Source organism: Klebsiella indica (assembly GCF_005860775.1).
Taxonomy (GTDB): domain Bacteria; phylum Pseudomonadota; class Gammaproteobacteria; order Enterobacterales; family Enterobacteriaceae; genus Klebsiella; species Klebsiella indica.
Genome location: NZ_VCHQ01000003.1, coordinates 1 through 24158 on the forward strand (window position 1 = coordinate 1; position 24158 = coordinate 24158).

Genomic DNA, 24158 nt, shown 5'->3' on the forward strand with positions numbered 1-24158 from the left:
CACGAGGCGTCGTTGCCCGTCTGCCGGACGAACATCGTTATGGACTTCCCTTGTTGCACGATCGATCAATCGTTATGCGTGCTGTCACCACTACCCCGGTGGGTATGACCGGTGCTTTTCTCACTCTCTTCTCGGTCATCGTCGGCCTTCCCCGTTATTATGGCGTGTCGGCACCCACGACGGCATTTCGAGGCCTGCTCAGTGTTCACTCACGTTACGGCCCGCATAACCCGTTGACTTCCTTAAGAAGCCGTTTCAGGGAGAGCTTCAGCCCATTTGTTACCTCCTGGACCGCCCCCTGTACTTCCGGCCGGAGCGAGAGTTAGCCGGGTCGGACTTTCACCGACGGAAAGATCGTGCCTTGCAAGGCACACATAACAACATCGCGGAGAATGCTCTGCGAATGGTCAGTCTGGGTCGTAAAAACTACCTGTTCTTCGGCTCTGATCATGGTGGTGAGCGCGGAGCGTTGCTGTACAGCCTGATCGGGACGTGCAAACTGAACGGCGTGGAGCCGGAAAGCTACCTTCGCTATGTCCTTGACGTCATTGCTGACTGGCCGATAAACCGGGTGAATGAACTGCTCCCCTGGCGCGTCGCACTGCCAACGGAATAACACATCCCCGTCAATACGGCCCTCGGTGTACGCTTAAACTGTTTCCAGTAGAGGGTACAAATGGAATATCAAACGTCATTGCAGAAAATATTGTCAGATGACCCTGTAAGAATGAAGATCCTATATACAGTTCGAGCTCTGGAACTCAATGATGGTTGGATTGGGGCAGGATTTGTACGAGATGCTGTTTGGGATTACTTACATGGATATGGGCTAAGTCCGTTTTCTGGTGATGTAGATGTCGTCTGGTTTGACTGTGAGCACTGTAGTCCAGACCATGATCGCTAGCTGGAAGAAAGGCTTAGGCAACAATTACCTTCGTTCGACTGGTCGGTGAAGAATCAAGCCAGAATGCATCAACGTAATGGTGACCAGCCCTATACCTCAACGGGAAATGCTTTACTGTATTGGCCTGAAACAGCTACTGCCGTAGCTGTCAGATTGGGGAAGGAAGGTCTCGATATCACTGCACCTTATGGACTTTCTGACTTATTTGAACTGCGTTTACGACCGACTCCTGCATTTGAACGTGAAAAGTTGGATACTTTTTTTACCCATAAATTTTATTCAAGATAGAAATCTTTAACTATCTGCATAGCATAACCCCTTCTTAATCAATTATCACTGCAGCATCAAGCTATCACCTTAACGCACTTCCCCCTGTGATTCGGCAGCGTCGCGATTAATACCGAAAATTTGCCACCTGACATGGTTTGCATCGAGGGTGAAAACTGCCGTGGCGAGGGTGTTCTCATCATCCGGATCGTCGGCAGCCAGCCGGTAAATAGGCAACACGGCATCATGTTTATCAGAGAGAATGCCTTTTGCCGCTGTGGCGTCAAACGGGTGGTGATTCTCCATCCACTGCGCCAGACGTAGCTGACGCGACGCAGAGCTGTCCGTTACTACCTGCTCAACGTAAGCAAGAGCAGCATGCACAAGATGGTTGGCATGTCCGGCCACTGTCGTCAGTGGCATAACAGAACAGCCTCGGCCTGTGGCCTCAACACTGAACAGCCGCGTATCGCCCATCTGCCCCAGCATATGATGAAATGCCCCGGCGCGCGGCTGCCCGGTTAGAATGGCGATGGCCTCGTCGAGGGTGTTTGCATTCAGTGAGGCACGGGCCAGGATCTGGCGCGGCAATCCCTGCGGGCGATGCACTGCACGGATGTTATTAACCGTGTTAACGATACCTTTTTCATTCACCGCAAAGGTGTGGCCGCAAATCGAACCCGGGTAGGCAAAACTGGTAAAACTCAGACCACACTCCGGATTAATGGTGACCAGCAAGCAGTCATCACGTAACTGGGGAAAACCATCTTCGTTATGTGCAATAATCCGCTCGCCAGCGGCGTTTATCCCGGCAACCGTTGTACAGCCATCCGACGTCGAGCGCACCAGGTCGCCACGGCAGTTCCAGGCAAAGACCTGATCAATGGTGGCCTCCAGCCCCTGCGCCAGCCCTTCCAGCTCCTGCCAGATTTGCGGGTAATGCGTCTGCACCATAGCACGCATTGCATGGGTCTGAGCGGATGACTGCATGGTCATCACCGTTTGCCACAGCGACGTGAGCGCCAGCTTCTGATGCCAGGCTTCACGGCCAAATGCGCCAAGTTGCAGGCCAATTTCAAACAGGGAACCACTGATGTCGATTTTTTTCATGCGATGAATTCACTTCTGTTCAGGAAACGTGCTGTAAAAATTCTTTCAGGCGCAGATTGCTACTGGCATTCAGCAGGATATCAGGCGGGCCGTCTTCGGCAATGGTTCCACCATCAATAAAAATCAGCCGTGACGCCACATCGCGTGCAAAGCCAATCTCGTGCGTCACAATGACCATTGTCATCCCCTCATCAGCCAGTGAACGCATCACTTTCAATACTTCATGGCGCAACTCCGGGTCGAGCGCAGAGGTTGGCTCATCAAACAGCATCATTTTCGGTTTTACCGCCAGCGCACGGGCAATAGCCACGCGTTGCTGCTGGCCACCAGAAAGCTCAGAAGGATAGTGATCGGCTCGTTCGCGCAGCCCAACACGATCCAGCAGTGTCAGTGCCTGTTCGCGGGCTACCGCTTTACTCATTTTACGCACGCGGATAGGCCCAAACATCACATTTTCCAGCGCCGTCAGGTGCGGAAACAGGTGAAATTGCTGAAACACCATCCCCGCTTCGCGGCGGATATCGCACTCATTGACGTGGGGATCTGTCAGGTGCATCCCGGCAACCAGCAAGGTGCCGGAGGAGATCTCTTCCAGTTTATTGATGCAACGCAGCAGCGTCGATTTTCCTGAACCGGAAGGACCGATAATAACCACCACTTCACCGGAATCAATTTTCAGATTGATATCGTGCAGTACCTGCGTGGTGCCGAAATGTTTAGCGACCGCGCTAAATTCAACCATGCTCATAAAATATGTATCCTTTTCTCCAGTTGCTTCAACAGGAAACTCAGGCACAGGGTGACGGCAAGGTAGATCAAGGCTACTGCTGTCCAGACTTCAAGGGCACGGAAGTTCCCGGCAATGATCTCCTGACCCTGACGCGTTAATTCCGCGACGCCGATAACAATAAAAAGCGAGGTATCTTTGATGCTGATTATCCACTGATTACCCAGCGCAGGGATCATGCGACGCAATGCCAGCGGCATAATCACGTACCACAGCGTTGCGCGCTGAGATAATCCCATCGCCAGACTGGCCTCTTTAAACCCTTTATTGATGGACAAAATCGCGCCGCGTGTGATTTCCGCAATATACGCACCAGAGTTAATAATAATGGTGACAATTGCAGCCGTAATAGGGTCGATACGAATAGGCAGTACCATTGGCAATGCAAAATAGATAAACATTACCTGAACCATAATTGGCGTGCCGCGAATCAGTTCGACGAAAATTAATGAAAGCGTTTTCGCGATACCGTTTCCCAATGCTCGACAGGTTCCTGCCAGCAGGCCAATAATAAAACCACCTGCTAAACCGACCATTGAGATCAATATTGTCAGTTGAAGCCCCTGTAACAACAGTGGCAGCGATTCCCATATATATTTCGTTTCGAAATTCATAATGCGGTCTATTCACTCTCGGTTCAGGCCGGAGTTACCCGGCCTGACGGGGGTTATTTAGGTTGTTTGTTAAACCATTTGAAATAAATTTTTCTGTAGGTGCCATCCGCACGTAATGCCTGTAACGCGGCATCGACTTTCGGTGTCAGACTGCTGTTTTTCTGCATTGCAAAACCATATTGCTGCGGCAGAATGCTGTCCGTTTCCCCGACCGATTTCACCTTGCCGTCACCGGCGGTTTTCACGTAGTACAGCACGTTAGGGGAGTCGTGTACTACCGCATCAAGGTTGCCTGCCTGCAAGTCGAGATAGGCGTTATCAATGTTAGGGAATTCGACATAGTTGGCCTTATATTTAGATTTCATGAAACTTGCGGCTGCGGTGCCCTGCTTCAGCCCCACTTTTTTGCCGACCAGGTCGCTGAATTTGGTGATGGAATTATCACCGATCTTTACCGCCATTAAGAGATCCGCATCGTAGTAACCCTGGCTGAAATCAACGACCTGTTTACGGGCATCGGTAATGGTGATCCCGGCCATTGCCACATCCAGATTGCGCGATTGCAACCCCGGGATTAAGCCACCGAAATCCATAGGACGTAATTCGTAGCTGACATTCATTTTTTTCGCAATGGCATCCCATAAATCGATATCAAAACCGACATATTTATCGCCTTGCTTAAATTCAAATGGAACGAACGCCGTATCCACACCCACTAATAATTTATCTTGTGCCATTGCGGCAAAACTTACCGAACAGGCTACCAGTGCCAGTGTAATCTTTAATTTTTTCAATAATTCAGACATAATAACCCTCAGCGTAATTAAGATAGCAAACAGGAGTTCTTGCGCAATATCATAAAAATGATATTACTGATGACAATAAAAATTGTATCTTTACATTCACACGCGATATAGAAATGAATGCGTACGAATTATTTATGCTGGAACAATAAAATCCCCGGTGTCGGGTACTGGCGTCTGCGCACCGTTCATGATCATTGAAAGAAAGCTGTAATAACCGTTGATGCCAATCAGATCGACAACGCCCTTTTCACCCCACAGGTCGATTGCCTGTTGCCAGATGTCGTCGCTGACTTTTTTATGCTGATGCAACTGTTGGCAAAAATGGTAAACCACCCATTCATCAGTCGCCAGGTCCTCTGGCGGACGCTGTTCATTAATCGCCCGTACCGCTTGTGCAGCGATCCCTTTTTCCCTGGCGATTGGCGCATGAATAGCCCATTCAACCGGCTGAGACCAGTGACGCGCGGTAAGCAGGATTGCCAGTTCCGACAGCCGCTGCCCCAGCGCGCTACGGTAGCGCAGATACTCCCCCATTCTCTGCGCATGCGCCATCAGTTCCGGGCTGCGCAACAACGGTTCAAACGGCGGCAGCAACGCACCGCGCGGGCCGTTGATAATCTCCTCCGCAAGCTGGCGTTGTTCATCGCTCCACTGCTGTTCTGACAACGCAGGTAAACGATTCATAGCTGTCGTCTCGCCAGTTTATGCGTCTCTTCGCTGATAACCTTGTGCAGGGTATCAACTACGAAATCTAGTTCTGAACGGCTGACAATAAACGGTGGTGCAATCAGGATATGATCGCCCAGTTGACCATCAATGGTTCCACCCATCGGATAGACCAACAGCCCATGCGCCACGCACTGCGCTTTGATAGCGGCATGAAGTTTCAGCGCCGGATCAAATGGTGTTTTGCTGGCTTTATCGCTTACCAGTTCCACACCGGCGAACAAACCGCGACCGCGCGTATTACCGACATACGGTAACCCGCCCAGAACGTCATGCAGCGCCTGCTGTAAATACGCGCCCTGCTGCTGCACTTGTTCCAGCAAATGATCACGCTCAATAACCTGTTGCACCGCCAGTGCAGCCGCTGCTGCTGTCGGGTGGCAGATATAGGTGTGACCATGCTGGAACATTCCGCTGCCGGCTTGCAGCGCGGCAACAATTTTCTCACTGGCCAGCACCGCACCAATGGGCTGGTAACCTCCACCTAACCCTTTTGCGATGGTCACGATATCAGGGACAACACCATCCTGCTCAAAGGCGTGCAGCGTGCCGGTACGACCCATGCCGCACATCACCTCATCGGCGATATACAGAATGCTGTATTTATCACACAATCTACGAACGCCTTGCAGATAACCCGGCGTAGGCGGCGTTGCACCGGTGGTTGCGCCAACCACCGTTTCGGCACAAAAACCGATAATTTTTTCCGGCCCGGCCTCCAGAATTGCCGCTTCGAGTTCGCCAAGCAGACGTTCGGTGTACTGCTGCTGGCTTTCACCCGCTGCACGGTCGCGGTACTCATTACAGGCTGATACGCGCACCACATCCATCAGCAGCGGCGCGAACTGGCGGCGACGCCACTCATTACCGCCGACTGCCAGTGCCCCCAGCGTATTGCCGTGGTAGCTTTGTTTACGAGCAATAAACAGCGTGCGCTCCGGCTGCCCGATCTCAACAAAATACTGGCGCGCCAGTTTCAGCGCCGTTTCAACTGCTTCCGATCCGCCAGAAACGAAATAGGCGTAGCTGAGGGAACCGGGCGCAGTGCGGACGAGTTGCTCTGCCAGTTGTTCCACCGTATCGCTGGTGAAAAAACTGGTATGGGCATAGGCCAGTTGATCGATCTGTCGGTGCATCGCCGCCAGCACATCCGGGTGGGCGTGACCCAGACAAGAAACCGCTGCACCGCCGCAGGCATCCAGATAGCGTTTACCACTGGCATCCGTAATGTAAGCCCCTTGTGCACTGACCGCCACGGCTGGCGTGGTACGGAGGCTGCGGTGAATGATTTGACTCATGCTTTTTTTCCTGCTTTAGAAAATCGCTTTCGCGTAAGTTGAAAGCATCTTGCAGGATCCATTTGAATCTCGTCAATGCAATAATGATTCAAATGCATTTCATTTTCTTATGATGGAGGCAAATGAATCATTTGTCAGGGTTTTCCGGGCATCACATATGCCCCGGAGCTTTGAAGATAACGTTCTGCGCTCTCAATTTTACTCACCGCCTCCCGTCCGTGGTGAGCAACAAGCATTGCCAGCAAACACTCTGCGACACCCATGCCGGCTGCCACCGAAGGGAAAAATGACGGACTGCTGAGGGAGAACAGCAACGTGCAATCCGCAGTCTGCGCTAGCGGTGAAACCGGTGAGTCAGTGATGGCGATAATCCGTGCCCCGGCCTCCCTGGCTGCATTGAGAACGTCGAGGGACTCGCGGGAATATGGCGCAAAGCTGGTCAATAACAGACAGTCTTCCGCCGTGATCTCGCGAGTGAACACTTCGATATTACTGGCCAGTCCGTCAATCAGCGACGCCTGGCGATTGAACAATCGGTAGACATAAAACAACGACCAGGCAATCGGAAAGCTGGCGCGGAAGCCGCAAATATAAACCTGTATCGCTTCATCCAGCAGCGTAACTGCTTGCTGCATTGACTGCTGATTCTCAGCCTGTGTGAAGGCCAGATTGGCCTGATGCGCGAGGAACACCTCTTCGTACAGCGCAGGTTGCGTTCCTTTAGCGATCAGCTTTTCCGCTTTAGATACATATGTATCATTTCGCAAGCCAATATCGTCGATAAAAGCGTTTTTTAGCTCCCCCCAACCGTTATAACCCAGACGCTGCGCCAGCCGTAATAGCGTGGCAGGTTTAACCTTGGCTTCTGCGGCGAAAGCGCGCATGGATTGCACCACTAACTGGTTGGTGTTTTGCAGGGAAAATTCTGCCGCGCGCTGGAGTTCAGGCGACAGCAGGCTGAACTGACTCACAATGTTTTCACGAAGATTCATGGTGTTTCGTTATCATCCGAAAGAGTGTATGCGGCGGAAATCCAGCCGATGAAAAAAGTATATATACCCAATAAACCTCAAGACACAGATTTGAGCACCTGAAAATTATCGTTAATTCGGGACGTCAGAGAACCCGCTATCTCCGGTAACGTATGGCTGAAAAATTCAGATATTGCATCCCTGAACTCCCTGCTGTTGCTGAAGTAGCGGTTATTCCGGGCATGTTCGTTCATTAATTTCCACATTCGTTCTATTGGATTCAGGTTTGGACTGTACGGCGGGAGATAATGGAGTTTTATATTCACCACTTCCGCCCAGTCTTTCACTAAAAGTGAACGGTGATAACCAGCACCATCCAGAATAACATGCACTTTCTGGTGATAATCCGGATAAATTTTACGTATCTCATTGAAAAAACGAGATACGTTGTATTCATTTATGGTTTTATATTCACAGATTAATGGGTGCTCCGGGGCCTTCAGATTCAGCGCCCCCATGATATTCAGCCGTGTACGACTGCCTGTTGTTTTTACCGCTTTTCTCTGGCCTTTACGTATCCAGCCATAACCTATTTTGGTGGCCTGAGTCGGATGGACAGCATCAATAAAAAGAACCGGTTCATCACCCGCGGTGGCTTTGAGTTCTTCATAATATTCAATGAATTGCTTTTGTTTCTCTTCACTGAATTTATGCGGGACGCCTGACGGTTTTTTGTAAGTGAAACCGTTCCGGTGCAGCCACTTATTCATTCCCGGAATACTGAAAACGATGTTCCATGTCCGTGCGACAAACGCGACGATATCACGGGTATGGTAAAATAAATTATCGGATAACTGGCTGATTAAAAAGGCCGTTTGTTCAGCGCTGAGTTTGCTGTCTGAGCCTCCATTTTCGGGCTTCAGCTTGCCTTTGTTCAGAAACTCGCTGATATGGTGGTCAACAGTAGTCTGATGCAGGCGCAAAGCCTGAGCTATCATGGATGAACTCCAGCCTTCGGAGGCCAGAAGGATAGCTTTAATACGATCCCGGACTCGCCCGTCACGACTGGAGTCATGAAGACGCTCAAGTTCCGCTTTTTGTTGGTCAGTGATGAAGATTTTCATGGGGACAGCATGATCTCCTGTTACTGAAAAATCAAGCATCTTCAATGATCACGGGTATATATCAGCCATTGAACTGCATAGAGCAGCAAACAGAACAGCATAAAACGCCGATGGCGCGCTTAACTGACCGGTATTAGTCCAATGGCGGGGATTTTTTACACCCTCATCCTGCTTATTTGCGGTAAGTCACATAAAACGAAAAAAACAAAATACCGTAATCCATCAGTTAATTTCGACAATTGTTCCCGTGTTGTTCATTACTAATACTGACACCACGTTATCGAAACACTTGATAACGAAATACAGAAATGCCTTTTCTATCGTGTACAGGATAATAATAATGACACTTTCCTCGGTACTCACTACTAAAGATAAAATAGGTTATGGTCTTGGCGATATGGCCAGCGCGCTGGTATGGCAAACCGCCACGCTTTTTCTGGCCTATTTCTATACGGATGTATTTGGCTTACCGGCTGCCATCATGGGCACGATGTTTTTAGTTGTCAGGGTTATTGATGCGGTGGTCGATCCCTGCATTGGCGCGCTGGTGGACCGTACCCATACCCGTCATGGACGTTTTCGTCCCTGGCTGCTGTGGTTTGCTATTCCGTTCGGTGTAAGCTGTATTATTACTTTCTATGTTCCCGATGTCGGCGAAACGGCGAAAATTGTTTATGCCTGCCTGACTTACGCCATTCTGAGCTTTATCTATTCCGCAATTAATGTGCCGTATTGCGCCATGCCTGGCGCATTGACGATGGACCCGCATGAACGACATTCGCTCCAGTCGTGGCGCTTTGCGCTGTCGTTTATTGGTGGTCTGATTGTCACGGTGATTGCGCTGCCGCTGGTATCATATTTAGGGCACGGGGACGCGCAAAAAGGCTATTTTTATGCCATGAGTCTGATGGGTATTCTTGGCATAGTGCTTTTCTTTAGCTGCTTTTTCCTGACTCGTGAGCGTTATACTCCTTCGGGAGATAGTTCAGGATCGTTATTAAAAGATCTCAAATTACTGGCAGGAAATAGCCAGTGGCGGATAGTTTTTATCTTCAATATTCTATTATTAACCGCCGTGGTCACGCGTGGTTCTGCAACCATGTATTACGTAAAATATGTTATGCAGCGCCCGGATATGGTGTTCACTTTTATTGTGAGCGGGATGATTGCCGCGCTGCTTGGGGCGCTATTATCCGAGCGCCTGCTCGGGAAATTTGACCGCGTGCGCGCCTATCAATGGACGATTATCACGTACGTTATTTTTGCCGCCGCTATTTTCTTTATTCCCGCGAATCAACTGTGGTTAATATTTAGCCTTAACGTCATCTTCGGTTTTATGCAAAATCTGACCACACCGCTACAGTGGACCATGTTCTCTGATGTCGTGGATTACGAAGAACATCGTAGCGGACGCCGCCTTGACGGCCTGGTGTTTTCCACTGCACTGTTTGCCATTAAATTTGGCCTGGCGCTAGGGGGCGCTGTTGTTGGTTGGGTGCTGGGGATGGTTGATTACGCCCCCAATGCGCTTGACCAATCCTCCAAGGTATTAAATACCATCAATGCGCTTTTCACTTTGGTGCCATCGAGCCTGTTTATCGCCATGGCGCTGCTGTTGATGTTGTACAAACTCAATAGCCGCACGGCGGACACGATTGCGCGTGAACTGACACGCAAACGCGAACTCCGTGCGCAAGAGTCCGGACAGAGAGCGCTGAATTCTGCACTACAGGAGCAATAATATGACCGTAATTTACAAGGATGCCCGGCGCCCTGTCCCGGAACGCGTGGCGGATTTGCTGTCGCGAATGACGACCGAAGAAAAATTTGCCCAAATGCATGCCTACTGGCTGGTGTTGGCGGAAAACGGCGAACATCAAGAACGCAGTGATTTGAGCGATGAATTTTCCGGTGCCAGCGAGCAGACCTCACTCGCGGAAAAACTGAAATCTGGCGTCGGGCAAATTACGCGTCCGCTGGGTACGCATATTGTCGACGCGCACAGCGCTGTGCGCGCGGCAAACCGCTTGCAAAAAATGCTGGTGGAAGAGACCCGGCTGGGGATCCCGGCTCTGTTTCATGAAGAGTGTCTGGTTGGACTGTTGTGCAAGAACGCGACGCTGTTTCCATCGTCGCTAAACTATGGATCAACCTGGGATCCCGAACTGGTAGCGCGTGCGGCGCGAGAAATTGGCGACGAGGCCCGTTCCACCGGCTGTAAACAGGGGCTGGCGCCGGTGCTGGACGTTTCGCGCGATGTACGCTGGGGGCGTACCGAAGAAACCTTTGGCGAAGATCCCTGGCTGGTAGGGGTGATGGCCTGCGCTTACGTCAATGGATTGCAGGGAGAGAAGCGCGATGTGCTGGCGACGCTGAAACATTACGTCGGGCATTCATTCAGTGAAGGGGCGCGCAACCATGCCCCGGTGCATCTTGGTTTCTGCGAACTCAATGACACCTTCCTGTTGCCGTTTGAGATGGCGGTAAAGCTGGCTAATGCGGGCTCGGTCATGCCAGCCTATCACGATATCGATAACCAACCGGGCCACAGCGATCGTTTCCTGCTGACCACTGTTTTGCGCGAACAGTGGGGGTTTGATGGCATTGTGGTCGCCGACTATGGCGGCATCAGCCTGCTTCATCAGCACCACGGCGTAGCGCAGGATGCGGCGGAATCGGCAGCGCTGGCATTCAACGCGGGCCTTGATGTGGAGCTGCCGAAAGATGATTGCGCGCGGCATCTGCAGGAGGCTTTGGATCGCGGATTAATCACTATGGCGAAGATTGATGAAATTGTCTCCCGCACGTTGACGGAGAAGTTCCGTCTTGGCTTATTTGAACACCCTTATACCGATGTTTCTGCCATTACATTGCAATCGGCCAGAGCCCGCCAGGCCGCCCGGGATGTGGCGACGCGCTCATTGACGCTGCTGGAAAACCGCGGGGCGATACCGTTGCAGGGCAAAGCAAAAGTCGCGCTAGTGGGGCCGACGGCTGACGATCCGCTGGCTTTGCTCAGCGGCTACAGCTTCCCGGTGCATCTGATCATCAGCGATATGGTGGATGAAGTCTCGCAGGTGACAACGCCGTTAACTGCGCTGCGTCACTATCTTGGTGAAGGGCGGGTTAGCTATGCCAAAGGGTGTCATATCATTGAGCAACGCATGGCTGGCGCGCCGGTATTTCCTGGCGACAGCGGCGGTAGGCCGATGCAGCAGTCTCCAGTATCACAGGATACCCGCCTGATCCCCGATGCGGTCAGCGCAGCCCTGGAGAGCGATGTGGTGGTGGCTTGTGTGGGCGACCTTGCGGGTCTGTTCCAGAGCGGCACCGTGGGTGAAGGTTCGGATACTGATAGCCTGAACCTGCCGGGGGTTCAGCAGCAACTCCTTGAAGCGCTGGTCGCCACCGGTAAGCCGGTGATTGTGGTGATGACCGGCGGGCGACCTTATAATCTGCAGGGGCTGGAGGAGCGCGTCGCGGCGTTGATAATGGCCTGGGCGCCAGGTCAGGAGGGAGGCTGGGCGATTGCCGATGTGTTAACCGGGCGCGCCGAACCGCAGGGCCGCTTAGTGGTCAGCGTGCCGAAAAGCGCAGGCGCAATGCCCTATTACTATAACCATAAGCTGAAAAGCGGCGGCACGCCGTTTGCGTTTCACTTTGGTTCTCGCTATCCGTTTGGGTATGGGCAAAGCTGGACGATGTTCGACTATTCCGCGCCGCGTCTGCTGACGCCGGAAGTTGCGGTGACAGGTGACATCGTCGTTCAGGTTGCTGTCCGTAATTGCGGAGAACGCCGGGGCAGCGAGGTAGTTCAGCTCTACGTTCGTGACAACGTGGCCTCGATGGTGCGTCCACTACAGGAACTAAAAGCGTTCCGACGCGTGACGCTCGACGCTGGCGAAACGGCGACGCTGAATTTCACGTTACCGGTGGATATGCTTAACTTCACCCGTCGTGACGGTAAGCGAATTGTCGAGCCCGGCGAGTTTGAGCTGCAGATTGGTGCTTCATCGGCGGATATTCGCGGGAAGGCAACCGTGACGGTGAAGGGCGAGGTTCGCGAACTGCCGCGGGACTGGCGCATGATCAGCCGCTGTGAAGTCAGTTGACAAAAAAAAGCCCATCGTGGGAGATGGGCAAAGACTACACACAGCAATTCATTGTTTCACTCAGGGGATTTCCATGCTTATAAATCAGGGTCTTGATCTATAACCGTAGGATAAATAGTAGGCAATGCGGCTTTTGACGTCGATCGGATTCCTCCCAATAGTTAAATCGGGGTTAATAATCTGCGCCGTCAATGCGGACTGCGAGCTGAAACCTGAGGGCGGTTAGGTCTGATGTATCAGTTGTTCTTAAGGTTAAGACGAAATATGTTTGTTTACCCGGGCTGGGCAGAGGCATGTTCCATGTGCAATATGTTGTGACGATGTTTCATGCCTGGCGTATAAACAGTCGGGGGACGTTTCGCTCGTCCCCCTGAATTCCTGACATTGCGCTGAACCGCGGGATGGGTGATCGCTCCCGACAGCCTTTTCACTTACTTATCCAGTGATGCGCGGTTATTCAGTTCGCTGAGTTCCTCTAGTACCTGGTCGGGATCTTTCGACGGAGGCGGCGCTTCGTTAACCCACGCATCGTATAGCCGCCAGGAGACGGCCAGCAGCACCGGGCCGATAAACAGGCCTATCATGCCAAAGGCGACCAGACCGCCGATAACGCCGGAAAGAATAAGGATCATCGGCAGATCGGCGCCCATACGAATCAGTAACGGGCGGATAAAGCTATCCATGGTGCCCACCACACAACTCCATATCAGCAGTACGGTTCCCCAGGTGGTGTCGCCCGTCCAGTACAGCCAGATAATTGACGGCACCAGAACCAGCAATGGCCCCAGTTGCACCAGACAACTGAAAATCATCACCACGGTGAGCAGCGCGGCGTAGGGAACGCCGCTGACGGCGAGACCAATACCGCCCATCACCGCCTGGACCAGCGCGGTTACTACCACCCCCAGCGCTACGGCGCGGATAGCCTGACCTGCGAGGATCACCGCCGCATCGCCGCGTTTTGCTGCCAGACGCGTGGCAAAGTGGCGGAAACCATAGGCTACCTGTTCGCCGCGCCAGTAGAGCAATGCGCTAAATAGCAGCATCAGTCCGCAGTGAACCAGGAGTTTACCGATATGCGCCGCCTGCCCGACAAACCAGGTGGTGGTGGTGCCGATATAGGGACGAATTTTGCTCATAATCGTCGCGCCCCCCATTTCCAGCAGACTATGCCAGCCGAGATACAACTTATCGCCGACCAGCGGAATAGTGTTCAACCATGCCAAATCCGGCGGGGTAAAGTTGCCGCTGGTAATCACTTTTATTAATGGCGTGCTGTTATCCACCAGGCTGTTGACCAGCAACGCGATGGGGATGACGAACAGCAAAAACAGCAGCAGCGTCATCCCCAGTACGGCCAGGGAGCGTTTGCCTAAAAGCAGGCGTTGCAGGCGCAGGAGCAACGGCCAGGTGGCGATAACCACCGTACCGGCCCAGGCAAACGACAGGATAAATGGCTGCACAATCCACAGGCAGGAAATGATAATCAGGGATAAAAACAGCACCGATAACAGAATTTGCGGTATGTCGCGGGGCTGATGGGGGTTAATCATGGTGAAATTTTACCTTTGCAGTCGCGTCAGGATGCTGACGCAGCGTAATTCCATGTACTGATAATAATATCAATAAGTTTGCGCGCCTGATTTTGCATTTAATTCTGGCGGGCGCATATGAAAAAAATGTGATAAAAAGTTGAGTGCATAACGCAAACGTTTAATTACTTACAACACAACATAGTCGGGCAGGGTCGAGCGTCATGATCCCACAAATTTCTCAGGCGCCAGGTGTCGTTCAACTGGTGCTGAATTTTTTGCAGGTACTGGAGCAACAAGGTTTTACCGGTGATACCGCCACCAGTTACGCCGACAGGCTGACGATGGCGACGGATAACAGTGTATATCAACTGTTGCCGGATGCGATTTTATTTCCCCGTTCCACAGCAGATGTGGCTCTGCTGGCAAGGCTGGCGGCGGAAGAGCGTTTTAAAACGCTGGTTTTTACCCCGCGAGGCGGCGGGACCGGGACTAACGGTCAGTCGCTGAATGCCGGCATTATTGTCGATATGTCCCGCTATATGAACCGCATTATCGAAATCAACCCGGAAGATGGATGGGTGCGGGTGGAAGCCGGGGTCATTAAAGACCAGCTTAATCAATATCTCAAGCCGTATGGCTACTTTTTCGCCCCGGAGTTGTCCACCAGTAATCGCGCCACTCTTGGTGGAATGATTAATACCGACGCCTCCGGGCAGGGTTCGCTGGTCTACGGTAAAACGTCCGACCATGTACTGGGCGTGCGTTCGGTGCTGATGGGCGGCGACATTCTCGATACGCAGCCGATTCCCGTGGCGCTGGCAGAAACGCTGGGCGAAGAACAGTCGGCGATCGGGCGTATTTACCGCACGGTCTATCAGCGCTGCAAAACGCAGCGGCAGTTGGTTATCGACAAATTTCCTAAGCTTAACCGCTTTCTCACCGGGTACGATCTGCGCCATGTTTTTAATGATGAGATGAGCGAATTTGACCTGACGCGCATTTTGACCGGTTCAGAAGGGACGCTGGCGTTTATCACCGAAGCGCGGCTGGATATTACGCGCCTGCCGAAGGTGCGCCGCCTGGTTAATATTAAATACGATTCATTTAATTCCGCGCTGCGCAACGCGCCGTTTATGGTCGAGGCGAAGGCGCTCTCGGTGGAAACCGTTGACTCAAAAGTCCTTAATCTGGCGCGGGAGGATATTGTCTGGCATTCGGTTAGCGAGCTAATCGCTGATGTCCCGGATAAAGAGATGCTGGGGCTGAATATTGTCGAGTTCGCCGGTGATGACGGCGAGCTGATTGACAATCAAGTCGCGACGCTGTGCCAGCGCCTGGATGAACTGATGTCGCGTAACGAGGCTGGCGTTATCGGCTGGCAGGTTTGTAGCGAACTGGACGGCATTGAGCGTATCTACGCAATGCGTAAAAAAGCGGTCGGGCTGCTCGGTAATGCCAAAGGGGCCGCTAAACCGATACCTTTTGCGGAAGATACCTGCGTGCCGCCGGAACATCTGGCCGATTATATTGTGGAATTTCGCGCGCTGCTGGACGGACATGGTCTGAGCTACGGTATGTTCGGTCATGTTGATGCCGGGGTGCTGCATGTGCGCCCGGCGCTGGATATGTGCGACCCGCAGCAAGAGATGCTAATGAAGCGGATCTCCGATGATGTCGTGGCGTTAACCGCAAAATATGGCGGTCTGTTGTGGGGCGAACACGGCAAAGGGTTCCGCGCCGAGTATAGTCCGGCGTTCTTTGGTGAAGCGCTGTTTGGCGAACTGCGTAAAATTAAAGCTGCGTTTGACCCGGATAACCGGCTGAACCCGGGGAAAATTTGCCCTCCCGAAGGCGTTGATGCGCCGATGATGAAAGTGGATGCGGTTAAACGCGGGACTTTCGATCGCCAGATCCCGATTGCGGTGCGTAGTGCATGGCGCGGCGCGATGGAGTGTAACGGCAACGGCCTGTGCTTTAACTTTGATGCAAAAAGCCCCATGTGTCCTTCGATGAAGGTGAGTAACCATCGTATCCATTCGCCGAAAGGCCGTGCAACGTTGGTGCGCGAGTGGCTGCGCCTGCTGGCGGATCGGGGCATTGACCCTAATCAGCTGGAAAAAGAACTGCCGGAAAAACGCGCGAGTTTGCGTACCTTGGTGGCGCGTACCCGCAATAGCTGGCATGCGCGTAAAGGGGAGTATGATTTCTCCCATGAAGTCAAAGAGGCGATGTCCGGCTGCCTGGCCTGTAAAGCCTGCTCGACCCAGTGCCCGATCAAAATTGACGTGCCGGAGTTTCGCTCGCGCTTCCTGCAGCTCTACCATAGCCGCTATCTGCGCCCGGTTCGCGACCATCTGGTGGCGACGGTTGAATCCTACGCCCCGCTGATGGCGCATGCGCCGAAGACGTTTAACTTTTTTATTAATCAGCCGTGGATGCGTAAGCTGTCGGAAAAGCATATTGGTATGGTGGATCTACCGCTGCTCTCCACGCCTTCGCTGAAACAGCAAATGGTCGGCCACCGCTCGGCGAACACCACCCTGGAACAGCTGGAAGCGCTGAGTCCTGAGCAGAAAGCGAAAAGGGTGCTGGTGGTCCAGGATCCGTTTACCAGCTACTATGATGCGCAGGTGGTGGCTGATTTCATGCGTCTGGTCGAAAAGGTCGGCTATCAGCCGGTGTTGTTGCCGTTTTCTCCGAATGGCAAGGCGCAGCATATTAAAGGCTTCCTGACGCGATTTGCGCGCACCGCGCAGAAAACCGCCGATTTCCTCAACCGTGTGGCCCGTCTCGGTATGCCGATGGTGGGCGTCGATCCGGCACTGGTGCTCTGCTATCGCGATGAATACAACCAGGTACTGGGTGATAAGCGAGGCGATTTCCGCGTGATGCTGGTACACGAATGGTTGCCGCAGGCGTTAACGGAAACCATCGCGCAGGATAAAGGCGGCGAGGCGTGGTATCTGTTTGGTCACTGTACCGAAGTGACGGCGCTGCCCGCATCGACGAAACAGTGGGCGGATATTTTCGCGCGTTTCGGCGCGAAGCTGGAGAACGTGAATGTCGGCTGTTGCGGCATGGCCGGGACTTACGGCCATGAAGTGAAGAATCATGCTAATTCGCTGGCCATCTACGCGCTCTCCTGGCAGCAGGCGATGCAGCGATTACCGCGCAACCGTTGCCTGGCCACCGGCTACTCCTGTCGTAGTCAGGTGAAGCGTATTGAAGGCAGTGGCGTTCGTCATCCGCTGCAGGCGCTGCTGGAGATCATCGGATGATCTGGCGGCGTCAGAGCAGCCTGGAGCAGCTGAATGCGATGAAGGACGGGAACATGCTCGGCTTGCTGGATATTCGCTTTGAGACGCTGACTGAGAATACCCTTGAGGCCAGCATGCCGGTAGATGAGCGTACTCATCAGCCCTTTGGCTTATTGCACGGCGGCGCATCGGTGGTATTAGCTGAAACGCTAGGCTCAGTCGCTGGCTATTTGTGCTGTGAAGGTGAACAGAAAGTCGTGGGTCTGGAGGTGAATGCCAACCACATTCGCGCGGTGCGCAGCGGCAGGGTTCGCGGCGTGTGCCGGGCGCTGCATATTGGCTCCCGTCACCAGGTCTGGCAAATCGATATTTCTGATGCGCAGGGGCGCCTCTGTTGTTCATCGCGACTGACAACGGCGGTGATATAAAGTGACTGAGAAGGGGGATCTTTCCCCCTGAGGCTGATGGCAAACCGGTTTAGATAGTGTGCCTGCATTTCCGCCGGATGGCGTCTGCGCCTTATCCGGCCTACAAAATTAATAATATCCGTATGTTCTGGTTTTTTCGTCGGCCCGCGCAAGTGCTGCCGGGCAATGGCTGAAAAACGCACTTTGTCAGCCATCTGAGGGGGAATTTCCCCCGATCGTTTCCCCTTCCCGGGCCTGCCTGTTCAAATGGTTAACCGTGTTGTGCGGCGACTCGAATTATTCAGCGGATATACCCATGTTCTTATCAGGAATTAATCAGTAGATAATTTGTCCTTTGCGGTTTATTTGATTTCGCTCGTTCTGCTGTCTTTAGACCATTATCTTCCAGATGACAAGGTGTTGTCGGTGAAATATAAATTTATTAATCCCTCTTCATATTTATGCTAAGCTCTTAAATACGAGAGATTTACAAGGTAACAAGAGGACGGAGTTAGCTATGGGTATCATTTCATGGATCATTTTTGGTCTTATCGCCGGTATTTTGGCCAAGTGGATTATGCCGGGGAAAGACGGCGGCGGATTTATCGTTACTGTAATTCTCGGCGTCATCGGTGCGGTTGTCGGGGGCTGGATTAGTACCTTCTTCGGATTTGGTAAGGTCGATGGCTTTAATTTCGGCAGCTTTGTCGTGGCGGTGATCGGCGCACTGGTTGTGCTGTTTATCTACCGGAAAATTAAGAGCTAATTCTGCCTGCGCGCAACGTGTGCTATAAAATAAAAAGCTGCCAGTTTTGCTGGCAGCTTTTTTAATATCTGTAGATAACCGATGGCCTATTCGACACAGGTAAATCCACAGCGAAAATATGGGCTTATGCACCCGGGATATCAGGCACGGGAACCACTTCCACGCGGACTTCGTAATGTTTGGCTTTGTTTGCCGGAATAAGCGGCGTGAGTTTATTGATCGTTTCCACCGGATTATCCGTTGCTACCGTTGCGGAGAATATTACCGGCTTTTTCGGTGGAAAAGGGGGAAATGGCATTGGGCCGTGTCCCTGAGCCAGTTCAAATGGCGGATGCCCTGCATTGACGTCTGCCGGTGTCGGGGCTTCGGTTTTATCTGCAGCAAACGCGCTGGCGGCGGTGATCGAAACAAGGGTGAACAGTGCAATAAGCGTTTTATTCATTTCAGGTACCTCGTAAGTTTGTGAATGAAGCTTAGAGGCCTGGCTTTTGGCAAGCAATCCCCGGGCGGGTGAATCCTATGAATCTTCATATTTTATCACGAATGTGAAGGCCTGGCCGACGACGACGAGGCTCACAATTTTGGCGAGGAAGGGGTTAATCAAGCAAAACGCTTATAATTAACAATATAGCCATACACATCGACATAACGTCTGTTTCAATATCCATAATCCAGTACTACATACCTTCCTGATAATTTGCATTGCGACATTGCATTCAAAAATGAAAAAAATTTGACGAAATATTGTACACGAGTTGGATGGCAGTATAGAAATCTTTCTGCATTTTTTTCTCACGAAGGTTAGCGAGATCCACAGGCCGAATATCTCAGGCGGTGCCGCGCCATCGTATGTGCCGCCGTCGTCTATTGGGCTGCGCGGCAACATCGTGGGCAGGCATATCGGCGATTTATCCAGCCGGGTCGACGCCGCAGTCTGTGCGGCGTCACTCCGCGAAGCGAACAACGGGTTTCGTCGCAAGGCGTGAAAATATCTACCGGGAGGGTGCCACGCCAGTCAGCTGTTTCATAACCGCGATAAACTCTGCGGTAATTTTATCTTCATGAGCATGTCGACCATCTTCAATAACCCAGCGACCCCCGGTCATGACATTTTTAATTGGATTGGTAGCACAGGCAAATATCCAGCGATTCAGAATTTCGCGATCGCTGGCGGTGGCGAGAAACGGGTCGTGACCGTTAAGTTCCAGCATATCTGCGCGCTCACCTGCGGCAATCAGTCCGACGGGTTGCCCAAGAGCCTGGCGTCCGCCATTTAACGCCTCCTGATACAGTACATTGGCGATATAGGGTTCGTTTGCGGTATGAAGAAGATTGCGCCGCCGGTGGTTCAGTCGTTGGCCGTATTCAAACCAGCGTAAATCCTCAGCGACATTGACCGAGATATGGCTGTCGGAACCTATTCCCCAGTTGCCTTGATACGCTAAATAATCCTGCCCCGGGAAAATACCGTCGCCCAGGTTGGCTTCCGTGGTCAGACACAGGCCCGCGACAGCGCCGGAGTGCGCAATCTGTCGGGTTTCCTCGGTTGTCAGATGGGTGGCATGGATAAGACACCAGCGCCCATCTACCGGCATATGGCGGTAGAGCCACTCCACCGGGCGCAAACCAGACCATGCGACGCAATCGTCCACCTCTTTTTGCTGCTCGGCAATATGAATGTGGACGGGCTGCTTATGCGGTCTGGCGGCAAGTACAATACGCATCTGCTCCTCGGTAACCGCACGCAGGGAATGAAAGCACAGGCCGCTGCGCTGCATCGGTTCGTCGGCAAGTTGCGCGGTAATGGCATCGTAGATCGCCAGATAGCGATCGGTAGTGTTGATAAAGCGTGCCTGTCCGGCGGAGGCAGGTTGGCCGCCAAAGCCGGAGTAAGAGTAGAGTACCGGCAGTAGGGTCAGACCGATACCCGCCGTTTTTGCCGCCTGCGAAATGCGTAATGCCAGTTCCGCTGGCTGCGCGTAAGGTTTACCTCCCCGATCATGGTGCAGATAGTGGAACTCCGCCACTGAGGTATAACCTGCTTTTAGCATTTCGATGTACAGATAGCTGGCGATCGTTTCGAGTTGTTGGGGGGTGATTTTATCAACCAGCCGATACATCAATTCTCGCCAGGTCCAGAAGCTATCGGCGGGATTGCCGACCACTTCAGTAAGGCCGGCCATCGCGCGTTGAAACGCGTGAGAGTGGAGATTAGGCATACCCGGCACGAGCAAGCCGTTAAGCCTGATGCTATGCTCATCCGCGACAGTGTTGCTCTCCACTGAGGTAATGATGCCCTGGGCGGAGACGCTTATTTTGACATTGTTTTCCCAGCCCTGCGGCAGAAGCGCTTTCGCCGCAAAATATACCGCCATATTTCCACTCCGGTTTGATGATGATTAAATGTATATACATGTTTATATATATACATCCAATAGTGCATAGAGTAAACTTTAATAGTCATCAGGGGAGGAAACAGTTATGGCACAAAACGATGTGTGTAAAGTTGTCGTGGGTGAGGAATGCCTGGATCAACCAGCCCCTTTCTATGAAAGGGTAAAAAATATGATCAAAACCAATATCCATAGTGGTGTCTGGCCGGTGAACTACCGGGTGCCTTCCGAGAGTGAACTGGTTAGCCAGTTCGGCTACAGTCGCATGACCATCAACCGGGCGCTGCGGGAATTGACCGCTGAAGGGTTACTGGTCCGTATGCAGGGCGTCGGAACGTTTGTGGCGGAGGTGCGCGGGCAGTCGGCGCTGCTGGATATAAATAATATCGCCGATGAGATAGCCAGCCGCGGCCATCGCCATCACGCACGCGTCCTGGAGTTGACCCAGTTACAGGCCGATACTCAGCAAACGCTGCTGCTTAATCTCCCCATGGGCAGTCGTTTGTTTCACTCCTTGATTTGCCATTACGAAAATGGCGTGCCGATCATGCTGGAAGATCGGTTGGTCAATGCGTTGCTCGCCCCGGACTATCTGCAACAGGACTTTACCCGTATCACGCCAAATGCCTATCTTTCCTCGATTGCACCTATCGTGGAAGGGGAGCATATCATTGAAGCGGTAAATGTCAGTCGGGTTGAGTGTGCCTACCTGGAAATTAATGAGCACACGCCGTGCCTGCAGGTTAACCGCCGTACCTGGACCGGACGGCAGGATAAAAAAATCGTTACCAGCGTACGTCTGGTCTACCCAGGATCGCGCTACCGTCTGGAAGGGAGTATGCGTAAATGATCCGCCATCTGCCCCATGCGCAATATACTGAGATGCGATGGAAAAACGGGCAGGGGATCACCCGTGAAGTGTTGCGTTACCCTTCCTGCGAACAGTATGCCTGGCGAATATCTCTCGCCACGATCCGTAATGATGGGCCTTTTTCCCGCTTTCCCGGTTATTTGAGAAATATCAGCGTGCTGGAAGGGGGCGGGATGTATCTGACGATCGACGGTCAGCAAAGCGCGTTTATTCCGCCATTTCAGGCGACCGATTTTCGTGGCGATAGCGATGTTTCCTGTCAGATCAGCGGTGGCCCGTTGCTCGATTTTAACGTTATCTATGATGCCGCCACGGTACGGGCGGCGGTGCGTTGGGTCGATGGCGGAGAATGGGCACATCATACAGGGACATTGCTGCTGTTTAATGCTGGCGATACGCTGGATATTCGGGTCGGCGAACACTGTCATTGTCTGCACCATTACGACAGCCTGCTGATTGACGCACCCGCAACGGTGATTCTGGCGAGGAGCGCCAAAAATCGCGTGGCGAGTGTCACGCTTAGCCCTTTGCCAGTAAGCGCTTAGCGCCCGGTAAATTGCGGCGTTTGCTTGTTTTTAAACGCCGTCATCCCGATGGCCCGATCGTCGCTATCCGCGATCAACGCCGAGAGCGCCCGCTCATATGCGACCCCGGCGCTAAGGGGCATTTCATAGCTGGCATTGACCGCTTTCTTAATCATCTGCACCGCCAGCGGCGCTGCCCGGGCAATCTGTTTTGCCACCGTCAGCGCGTGGATTTCCGACTCTCCGGCGTTGACCCGTTGGCTGATTAAGCCAGCCTGGTGCGCCTCTTCTGCGCTAATACGTCTGCCGGTCAGCAGCATCTCCATCGCCAGCGATTTTCCTACCGCGCGAACCAGCCGCTGAGTTCCGCCAGCGCCAGGAATAATGCCGATCTGGCTCTCCGGTAAAGCAAATTTCGCGGTGTCATCGGCAATGATAATATCGCACAGCAACGCCAGTTCCAGACCACCACCGAGCACATAGCCGGATACGGCGGCAATAAGGGGTTTTTCGATGCAGGCGATCTGGTCCCATTTTTCACTAAAACCGCTGCGCCATAGCGTGGTGGCCGATGCAGCCGCCAGGGTGCCGATATCCGCGCCAGCAGAAAACGCGCGCGGCGCGCCTGATAGCACTATTGCCCTTACTTCAGGTTGCTGATCGAGTGTTTTTAGCGTGCTCAGCAGGGCGTCGAGCATCCCGGCCGTGAGGGCGTTATATTTTTCCGCGCGGTTCAGGGTCACAATAGCAACCGCCTCTTCATAGCGACAGAGAATTTCACTCACTTTCCACGCTCCTTGACGTGAGGCTATTCACCAGCGCATCACGCTGCCGCATGGCGTCCATCGCACTCTCTCCGGGCCATGAATAGAACCCCGCGCCGCTTTTGACGCCCAGCTTACCGGCGGAGATCGTTTCGTTTAGCCAGTCCGGTAGCGTGCTGCTGTTATCCAGCGCAGGCAACAGCAGCGCGGCAACTTTCTCTACCGTATCCAGCCCAGCGAAATCCATGAGCTTCATGGGCCCCATTGCCGCCCAGCGGGGGGCCAGCGTGCGTTGTACCGCCCGGTCTACATCTTCAATCGAACCGATACCCGCGCTAACCAGATACAGTGCTTCACGCAGCATGGCGTACTGTAATCGGTTGATAATAAACCCAGGAATATCCTGATTGACGGTGATGGTCTCTTTGCCAAGATGCTGACAAATTTCCCGTATCTGCTGACAAATGTGTTCGCTGGTTTTTTCGCCCCGCACAATCTCAATCATTGGCATAATATCCGCAGGGTTAAACCAGTGCATGCCAATCAGCCGCGAAGGGTCGCGTAGCGCGGATGCCAGCAAGGTAATAGAGATGCTGGACGTATTTGTGGTCAACAGGCAATCTGCGGAAATCTGTTGTTCAATGGTTTGCAGCAAGCTTTGTTTCAGCGACGTATCTTCGGCGATGTTTTCTGAAACGATATCGGCCTCCGCAAGGCAGGTTTCCAGCTGGCTACTGTAGTGAATCGAGGTCGTCACGCCCAGAGACTCAATTAGCGAGCGCGCCGTTTGCAGCGTGTGCGCCGAGCGTGACCACAGATGGACATGATACCCTGCGCGCGCCATGACCGCGGCGATACGCGCCCCCATGGTTCCCGCGCCAATGACCGCCACGTTTTTAATGACTGGCATATTTCTCTCCGC

At 52.8% G+C, this 24158-nt stretch carries 20 protein-coding genes, 1 other RNA gene and 2 pseudogenes; 9 read left to right on the forward strand and 14 right to left on the reverse strand.

The window, feature by feature from the left end:
* Positions 1-376: 376 nt before the first annotated feature.
* Positions 377-616: pseudogene (locus FE839_RS02095) on the forward strand (transposase domain-containing protein); the annotation flags it as partial.
* A gap of 60 nt (positions 617-676) precedes the next feature.
* Positions 677-1165: pseudogene (locus FE839_RS02100) on the forward strand (nucleotidyltransferase family protein); the annotation flags it as partial.
* Positions 1166-1261: 96 nt separating this feature from the next.
* Here FE839_RS02100 and FE839_RS02105 read toward each other — a convergent pair.
* The 8 genes from FE839_RS02105 to FE839_RS02140 form a co-directional block, all read right to left on the reverse strand.
* Positions 1262-2281, reverse strand: a complete 1020-nt coding sequence (locus tag FE839_RS02105) for a C45 family autoproteolytic acyltransferase/hydrolase (protein ID WP_138358660.1) — start codon at positions 2279-2281, stop codon at positions 1262-1264.
* 19 nt (positions 2282-2300) lie between these two features.
* Positions 2301-3023 (reverse strand): glutamine ABC transporter ATP-binding protein GlnQ, encoded by a 723-nt coding sequence (gene glnQ, locus FE839_RS02110; protein WP_138359005.1) that lies wholly within the window; start codon positions 3021-3023, stop codon positions 2301-2303.
* A gap of 2 nt (positions 3024-3025) precedes the next feature.
* Positions 3026-3682, reverse strand: coding sequence for a glutamine ABC transporter permease GlnP (gene glnP / locus FE839_RS02115; protein WP_138358662.1), 657 nt, complete (start codon positions 3680-3682; stop codon positions 3026-3028).
* 53 nt (positions 3683-3735) lie between these two features.
* Positions 3736-4488: a glutamine ABC transporter substrate-binding protein GlnH gene (glnH, locus tag FE839_RS02120; protein WP_138358664.1), complete on the reverse strand. Its 753-nt coding sequence runs from the start codon at positions 4486-4488 to the stop codon at positions 3736-3738.
* A gap of 132 nt (positions 4489-4620) precedes the next feature.
* A complete protein-coding gene (locus FE839_RS02125) occupies positions 4621-5172 on the reverse strand; it encodes a carboxymuconolactone decarboxylase family protein (protein WP_138358667.1) in 552 nt (183 codons plus the stop codon).
* A complete protein-coding gene (locus FE839_RS02130; protein WP_138358670.1) occupies positions 5169-6512 on the reverse strand; it encodes an aspartate aminotransferase family protein in 1344 nt (447 codons plus the stop codon). Before FE839_RS02130 ends, FE839_RS02125 begins: the two co-directional genes overlap by 4 nt.
* A gap of 134 nt (positions 6513-6646) precedes the next feature.
* Positions 6647-7504, reverse strand: a complete 858-nt coding sequence (locus tag FE839_RS02135) for a MurR/RpiR family transcriptional regulator (protein ID WP_138358673.1) — start codon at positions 7502-7504, stop codon at positions 6647-6649.
* Positions 7505-7581: 77 nt separating this feature from the next.
* The gene (locus FE839_RS02140; protein ID WP_138359007.1) at positions 7582-8607 is read right to left on the reverse strand and encodes an IS630 family transposase; all 1026 of its coding nucleotides are present in this window, start codon (positions 8605-8607) and stop codon (positions 7582-7584) included.
* Positions 8608-8947: 340 nt separating this feature from the next.
* Between FE839_RS02140 and FE839_RS02145 the strand changes: the two genes are divergently transcribed.
* Together FE839_RS02145 and FE839_RS02150 are read left to right on the forward strand one after the other, a co-directional pair.
* Positions 8948-10348 carry an MFS transporter gene (locus FE839_RS02145; protein ID WP_138358676.1) on the forward strand — a complete coding sequence of 467 codons (1401 nt, stop codon included), beginning with the start codon at positions 8948-8950 and terminating at the stop codon, positions 10346-10348.
* 1 nt (position 10349) lies between these two features.
* Positions 10350-12719: a glycoside hydrolase family 3 N-terminal domain-containing protein gene (locus FE839_RS02150; protein ID WP_138358679.1), complete on the forward strand. Its 2370-nt coding sequence runs from the start codon at positions 10350-10352 to the stop codon at positions 12717-12719.
* Here the strand turns inward: FE839_RS02150 and rprA are convergent.
* An RNA gene (rprA, locus tag FE839_RS02155) (antisense sRNA RprA) lies at positions 12719-12826 on the reverse strand. The two genes, FE839_RS02150 and rprA, sit on opposite strands and share 1 nt — an antisense overlap.
* Before the next feature lie 324 nt (positions 12827-13150).
* Positions 13151-14272, reverse strand: a complete 1122-nt coding sequence (ydiK, locus tag FE839_RS02160; RefSeq protein ID WP_138358681.1) for an AI-2E family transporter YdiK — start codon at positions 14270-14272, stop codon at positions 13151-13153.
* A 203-nt stretch (positions 14273-14475) separates the two neighbouring features.
* Between ydiK and ydiJ the strand changes: the two genes are divergently transcribed.
* The 3 genes from ydiJ (at position 14476) to FE839_RS02175 (ending at position 18684) form a co-directional block, all read left to right on the forward strand.
* Entirely contained in the window at positions 14476-17532 is a 3057-nt protein-coding gene (gene ydiJ, locus FE839_RS02165) for a D-2-hydroxyglutarate dehydrogenase YdiJ (protein ID WP_138358683.1), read from the forward strand.
* Positions 17529-17939, forward strand: a complete 411-nt coding sequence (gene menI, locus FE839_RS02170; RefSeq protein WP_138358685.1) for a 1,4-dihydroxy-2-naphthoyl-CoA hydrolase — start codon at positions 17529-17531, stop codon at positions 17937-17939. The genes ydiJ and menI overlap by 4 nt, the downstream gene beginning before the upstream one ends.
* 496 nt (positions 17940-18435) lie before the next feature.
* The gene (locus FE839_RS02175; protein WP_138358687.1) at positions 18436-18684 is read left to right on the forward strand and encodes a GlsB/YeaQ/YmgE family stress response membrane protein; all 249 of its coding nucleotides are present in this window, start codon (positions 18436-18438) and stop codon (positions 18682-18684) included.
* A gap of 124 nt (positions 18685-18808) precedes the next feature.
* On the opposite strand, the gene FE839_RS02180 is transcribed toward FE839_RS02175, so the two are convergent.
* Positions 18809-19126, reverse strand: coding sequence for a hypothetical protein (locus FE839_RS02180; RefSeq protein ID WP_138358689.1), 318 nt, complete (start codon positions 19124-19126; stop codon positions 18809-18811).
* A gap of 550 nt (positions 19127-19676) precedes the next feature.
* Positions 19677-21059 carry a formimidoylglutamate deiminase gene (locus FE839_RS02185; RefSeq protein ID WP_138358691.1) on the reverse strand — a complete coding sequence of 461 codons (1383 nt, stop codon included), beginning with the start codon at positions 21057-21059 and terminating at the stop codon, positions 19677-19679.
* Positions 21060-21165: 106 nt separating this feature from the next.
* Here FE839_RS02185 and hutC point away from each other — a divergent pair, with 106 nt between their 5' ends.
* Together hutC and FE839_RS02195 are read left to right on the forward strand one after the other, a co-directional pair.
* Positions 21166-21927: a histidine utilization repressor gene (hutC, locus tag FE839_RS02190; RefSeq protein WP_138358693.1), complete on the forward strand. Its 762-nt coding sequence runs from the start codon at positions 21166-21168 to the stop codon at positions 21925-21927.
* A complete protein-coding gene (locus FE839_RS02195) occupies positions 21924-22493 on the forward strand; it encodes a HutD/Ves family protein (protein ID WP_138358695.1) in 570 nt (189 codons plus the stop codon). The genes hutC and FE839_RS02195 overlap by 4 nt, the downstream gene beginning before the upstream one ends.
* Here FE839_RS02195 and FE839_RS02200 read toward each other — a convergent pair.
* Both FE839_RS02200 and FE839_RS02205 read right to left on the reverse strand, forming a co-directional pair.
* Positions 22490-23257, reverse strand: a complete 768-nt coding sequence (locus FE839_RS02200) for an enoyl-CoA hydratase/isomerase family protein (protein ID WP_138358697.1) — start codon at positions 23255-23257, stop codon at positions 22490-22492. The two genes, FE839_RS02195 and FE839_RS02200, sit on opposite strands and share 4 nt — an antisense overlap.
* The gene (locus tag FE839_RS02205; RefSeq protein ID WP_138358699.1) at positions 23250-24146 is read right to left on the reverse strand and encodes a 3-hydroxyacyl-CoA dehydrogenase family protein; all 897 of its coding nucleotides are present in this window, start codon (positions 24144-24146) and stop codon (positions 23250-23252) included. The genes FE839_RS02200 and FE839_RS02205 overlap by 8 nt, the downstream gene beginning before the upstream one ends.
* Between the last annotated feature and the right edge of the window lie 12 nt (positions 24147-24158).

Coding starts and splice junctions, on each gene's coding strand:
- FE839_RS02105 (WP_138358660.1), bottom strand. CDS start 2,281: ATGAAAAAAATCGACATCAGTGGTTCCCTGTTTGAAATTGGCCTGCAA.
- glnQ (WP_138359005.1), bottom strand. CDS start 3,023: ATGGTTGAATTTAGCGCGGTCGCTAAACATTTCGGCACCACGCAGGTA.
- glnP (WP_138358662.1), bottom strand. CDS start 3,682: ATGAATTTCGAAACGAAATATATATGGGAATCGCTGCCACTGTTGTTA.
- glnH (WP_138358664.1), bottom strand. CDS start 4,488: ATGTCTGAATTATTGAAAAAATTAAAGATTACACTGGCACTGGTAGCC.
- FE839_RS02125 (WP_138358667.1), bottom strand. CDS start 5,172: ATGAATCGTTTACCTGCGTTGTCAGAACAGCAGTGGAGCGATGAACAA.
- FE839_RS02130 (WP_138358670.1), bottom strand. CDS start 6,512: ATGAGTCAAATCATTCACCGCAGCCTCCGTACCACGCCAGCCGTGGCG.
- FE839_RS02135 (WP_138358673.1), bottom strand. CDS start 7,504: ATGAATCTTCGTGAAAACATTGTGAGTCAGTTCAGCCTGCTGTCGCCT.
- FE839_RS02140 (WP_138359007.1), bottom strand. CDS start 8,607: ATGAAAATCTTCATCACTGACCAACAAAAAGCGGAACTTGAGCGTCTT.
- FE839_RS02145 (WP_138358676.1), top strand. CDS start 8,948: ATGACACTTTCCTCGGTACTCACTACTAAAGATAAAATAGGTTATGGT.
- FE839_RS02150 (WP_138358679.1), top strand. CDS start 10,350: ATGACCGTAATTTACAAGGATGCCCGGCGCCCTGTCCCGGAACGCGTG.
- ydiK (WP_138358681.1), bottom strand. CDS start 14,272: ATGATTAACCCCCATCAGCCCCGCGACATACCGCAAATTCTGTTATCG.
- ydiJ (WP_138358683.1), top strand. CDS start 14,476: ATGATCCCACAAATTTCTCAGGCGCCAGGTGTCGTTCAACTGGTGCTG.
- menI (WP_138358685.1), top strand. CDS start 17,529: ATGATCTGGCGGCGTCAGAGCAGCCTGGAGCAGCTGAATGCGATGAAG.
- FE839_RS02175 (WP_138358687.1), top strand. CDS start 18,436: ATGGGTATCATTTCATGGATCATTTTTGGTCTTATCGCCGGTATTTTG.
- FE839_RS02180 (WP_138358689.1), bottom strand. CDS start 19,126: ATGAATAAAACGCTTATTGCACTGTTCACCCTTGTTTCGATCACCGCC.
- FE839_RS02185 (WP_138358691.1), bottom strand. CDS start 21,059: ATGGCGGTATATTTTGCGGCGAAAGCGCTTCTGCCGCAGGGCTGGGAA.
- hutC (WP_138358693.1), top strand. CDS start 21,166: ATGGCACAAAACGATGTGTGTAAAGTTGTCGTGGGTGAGGAATGCCTG.
- FE839_RS02195 (WP_138358695.1), top strand. CDS start 21,924: ATGATCCGCCATCTGCCCCATGCGCAATATACTGAGATGCGATGGAAA.
- FE839_RS02205 (WP_138358699.1), bottom strand. CDS start 24,146: ATGCCAGTCATTAAAAACGTGGCGGTCATTGGCGCGGGAACCATGGGG.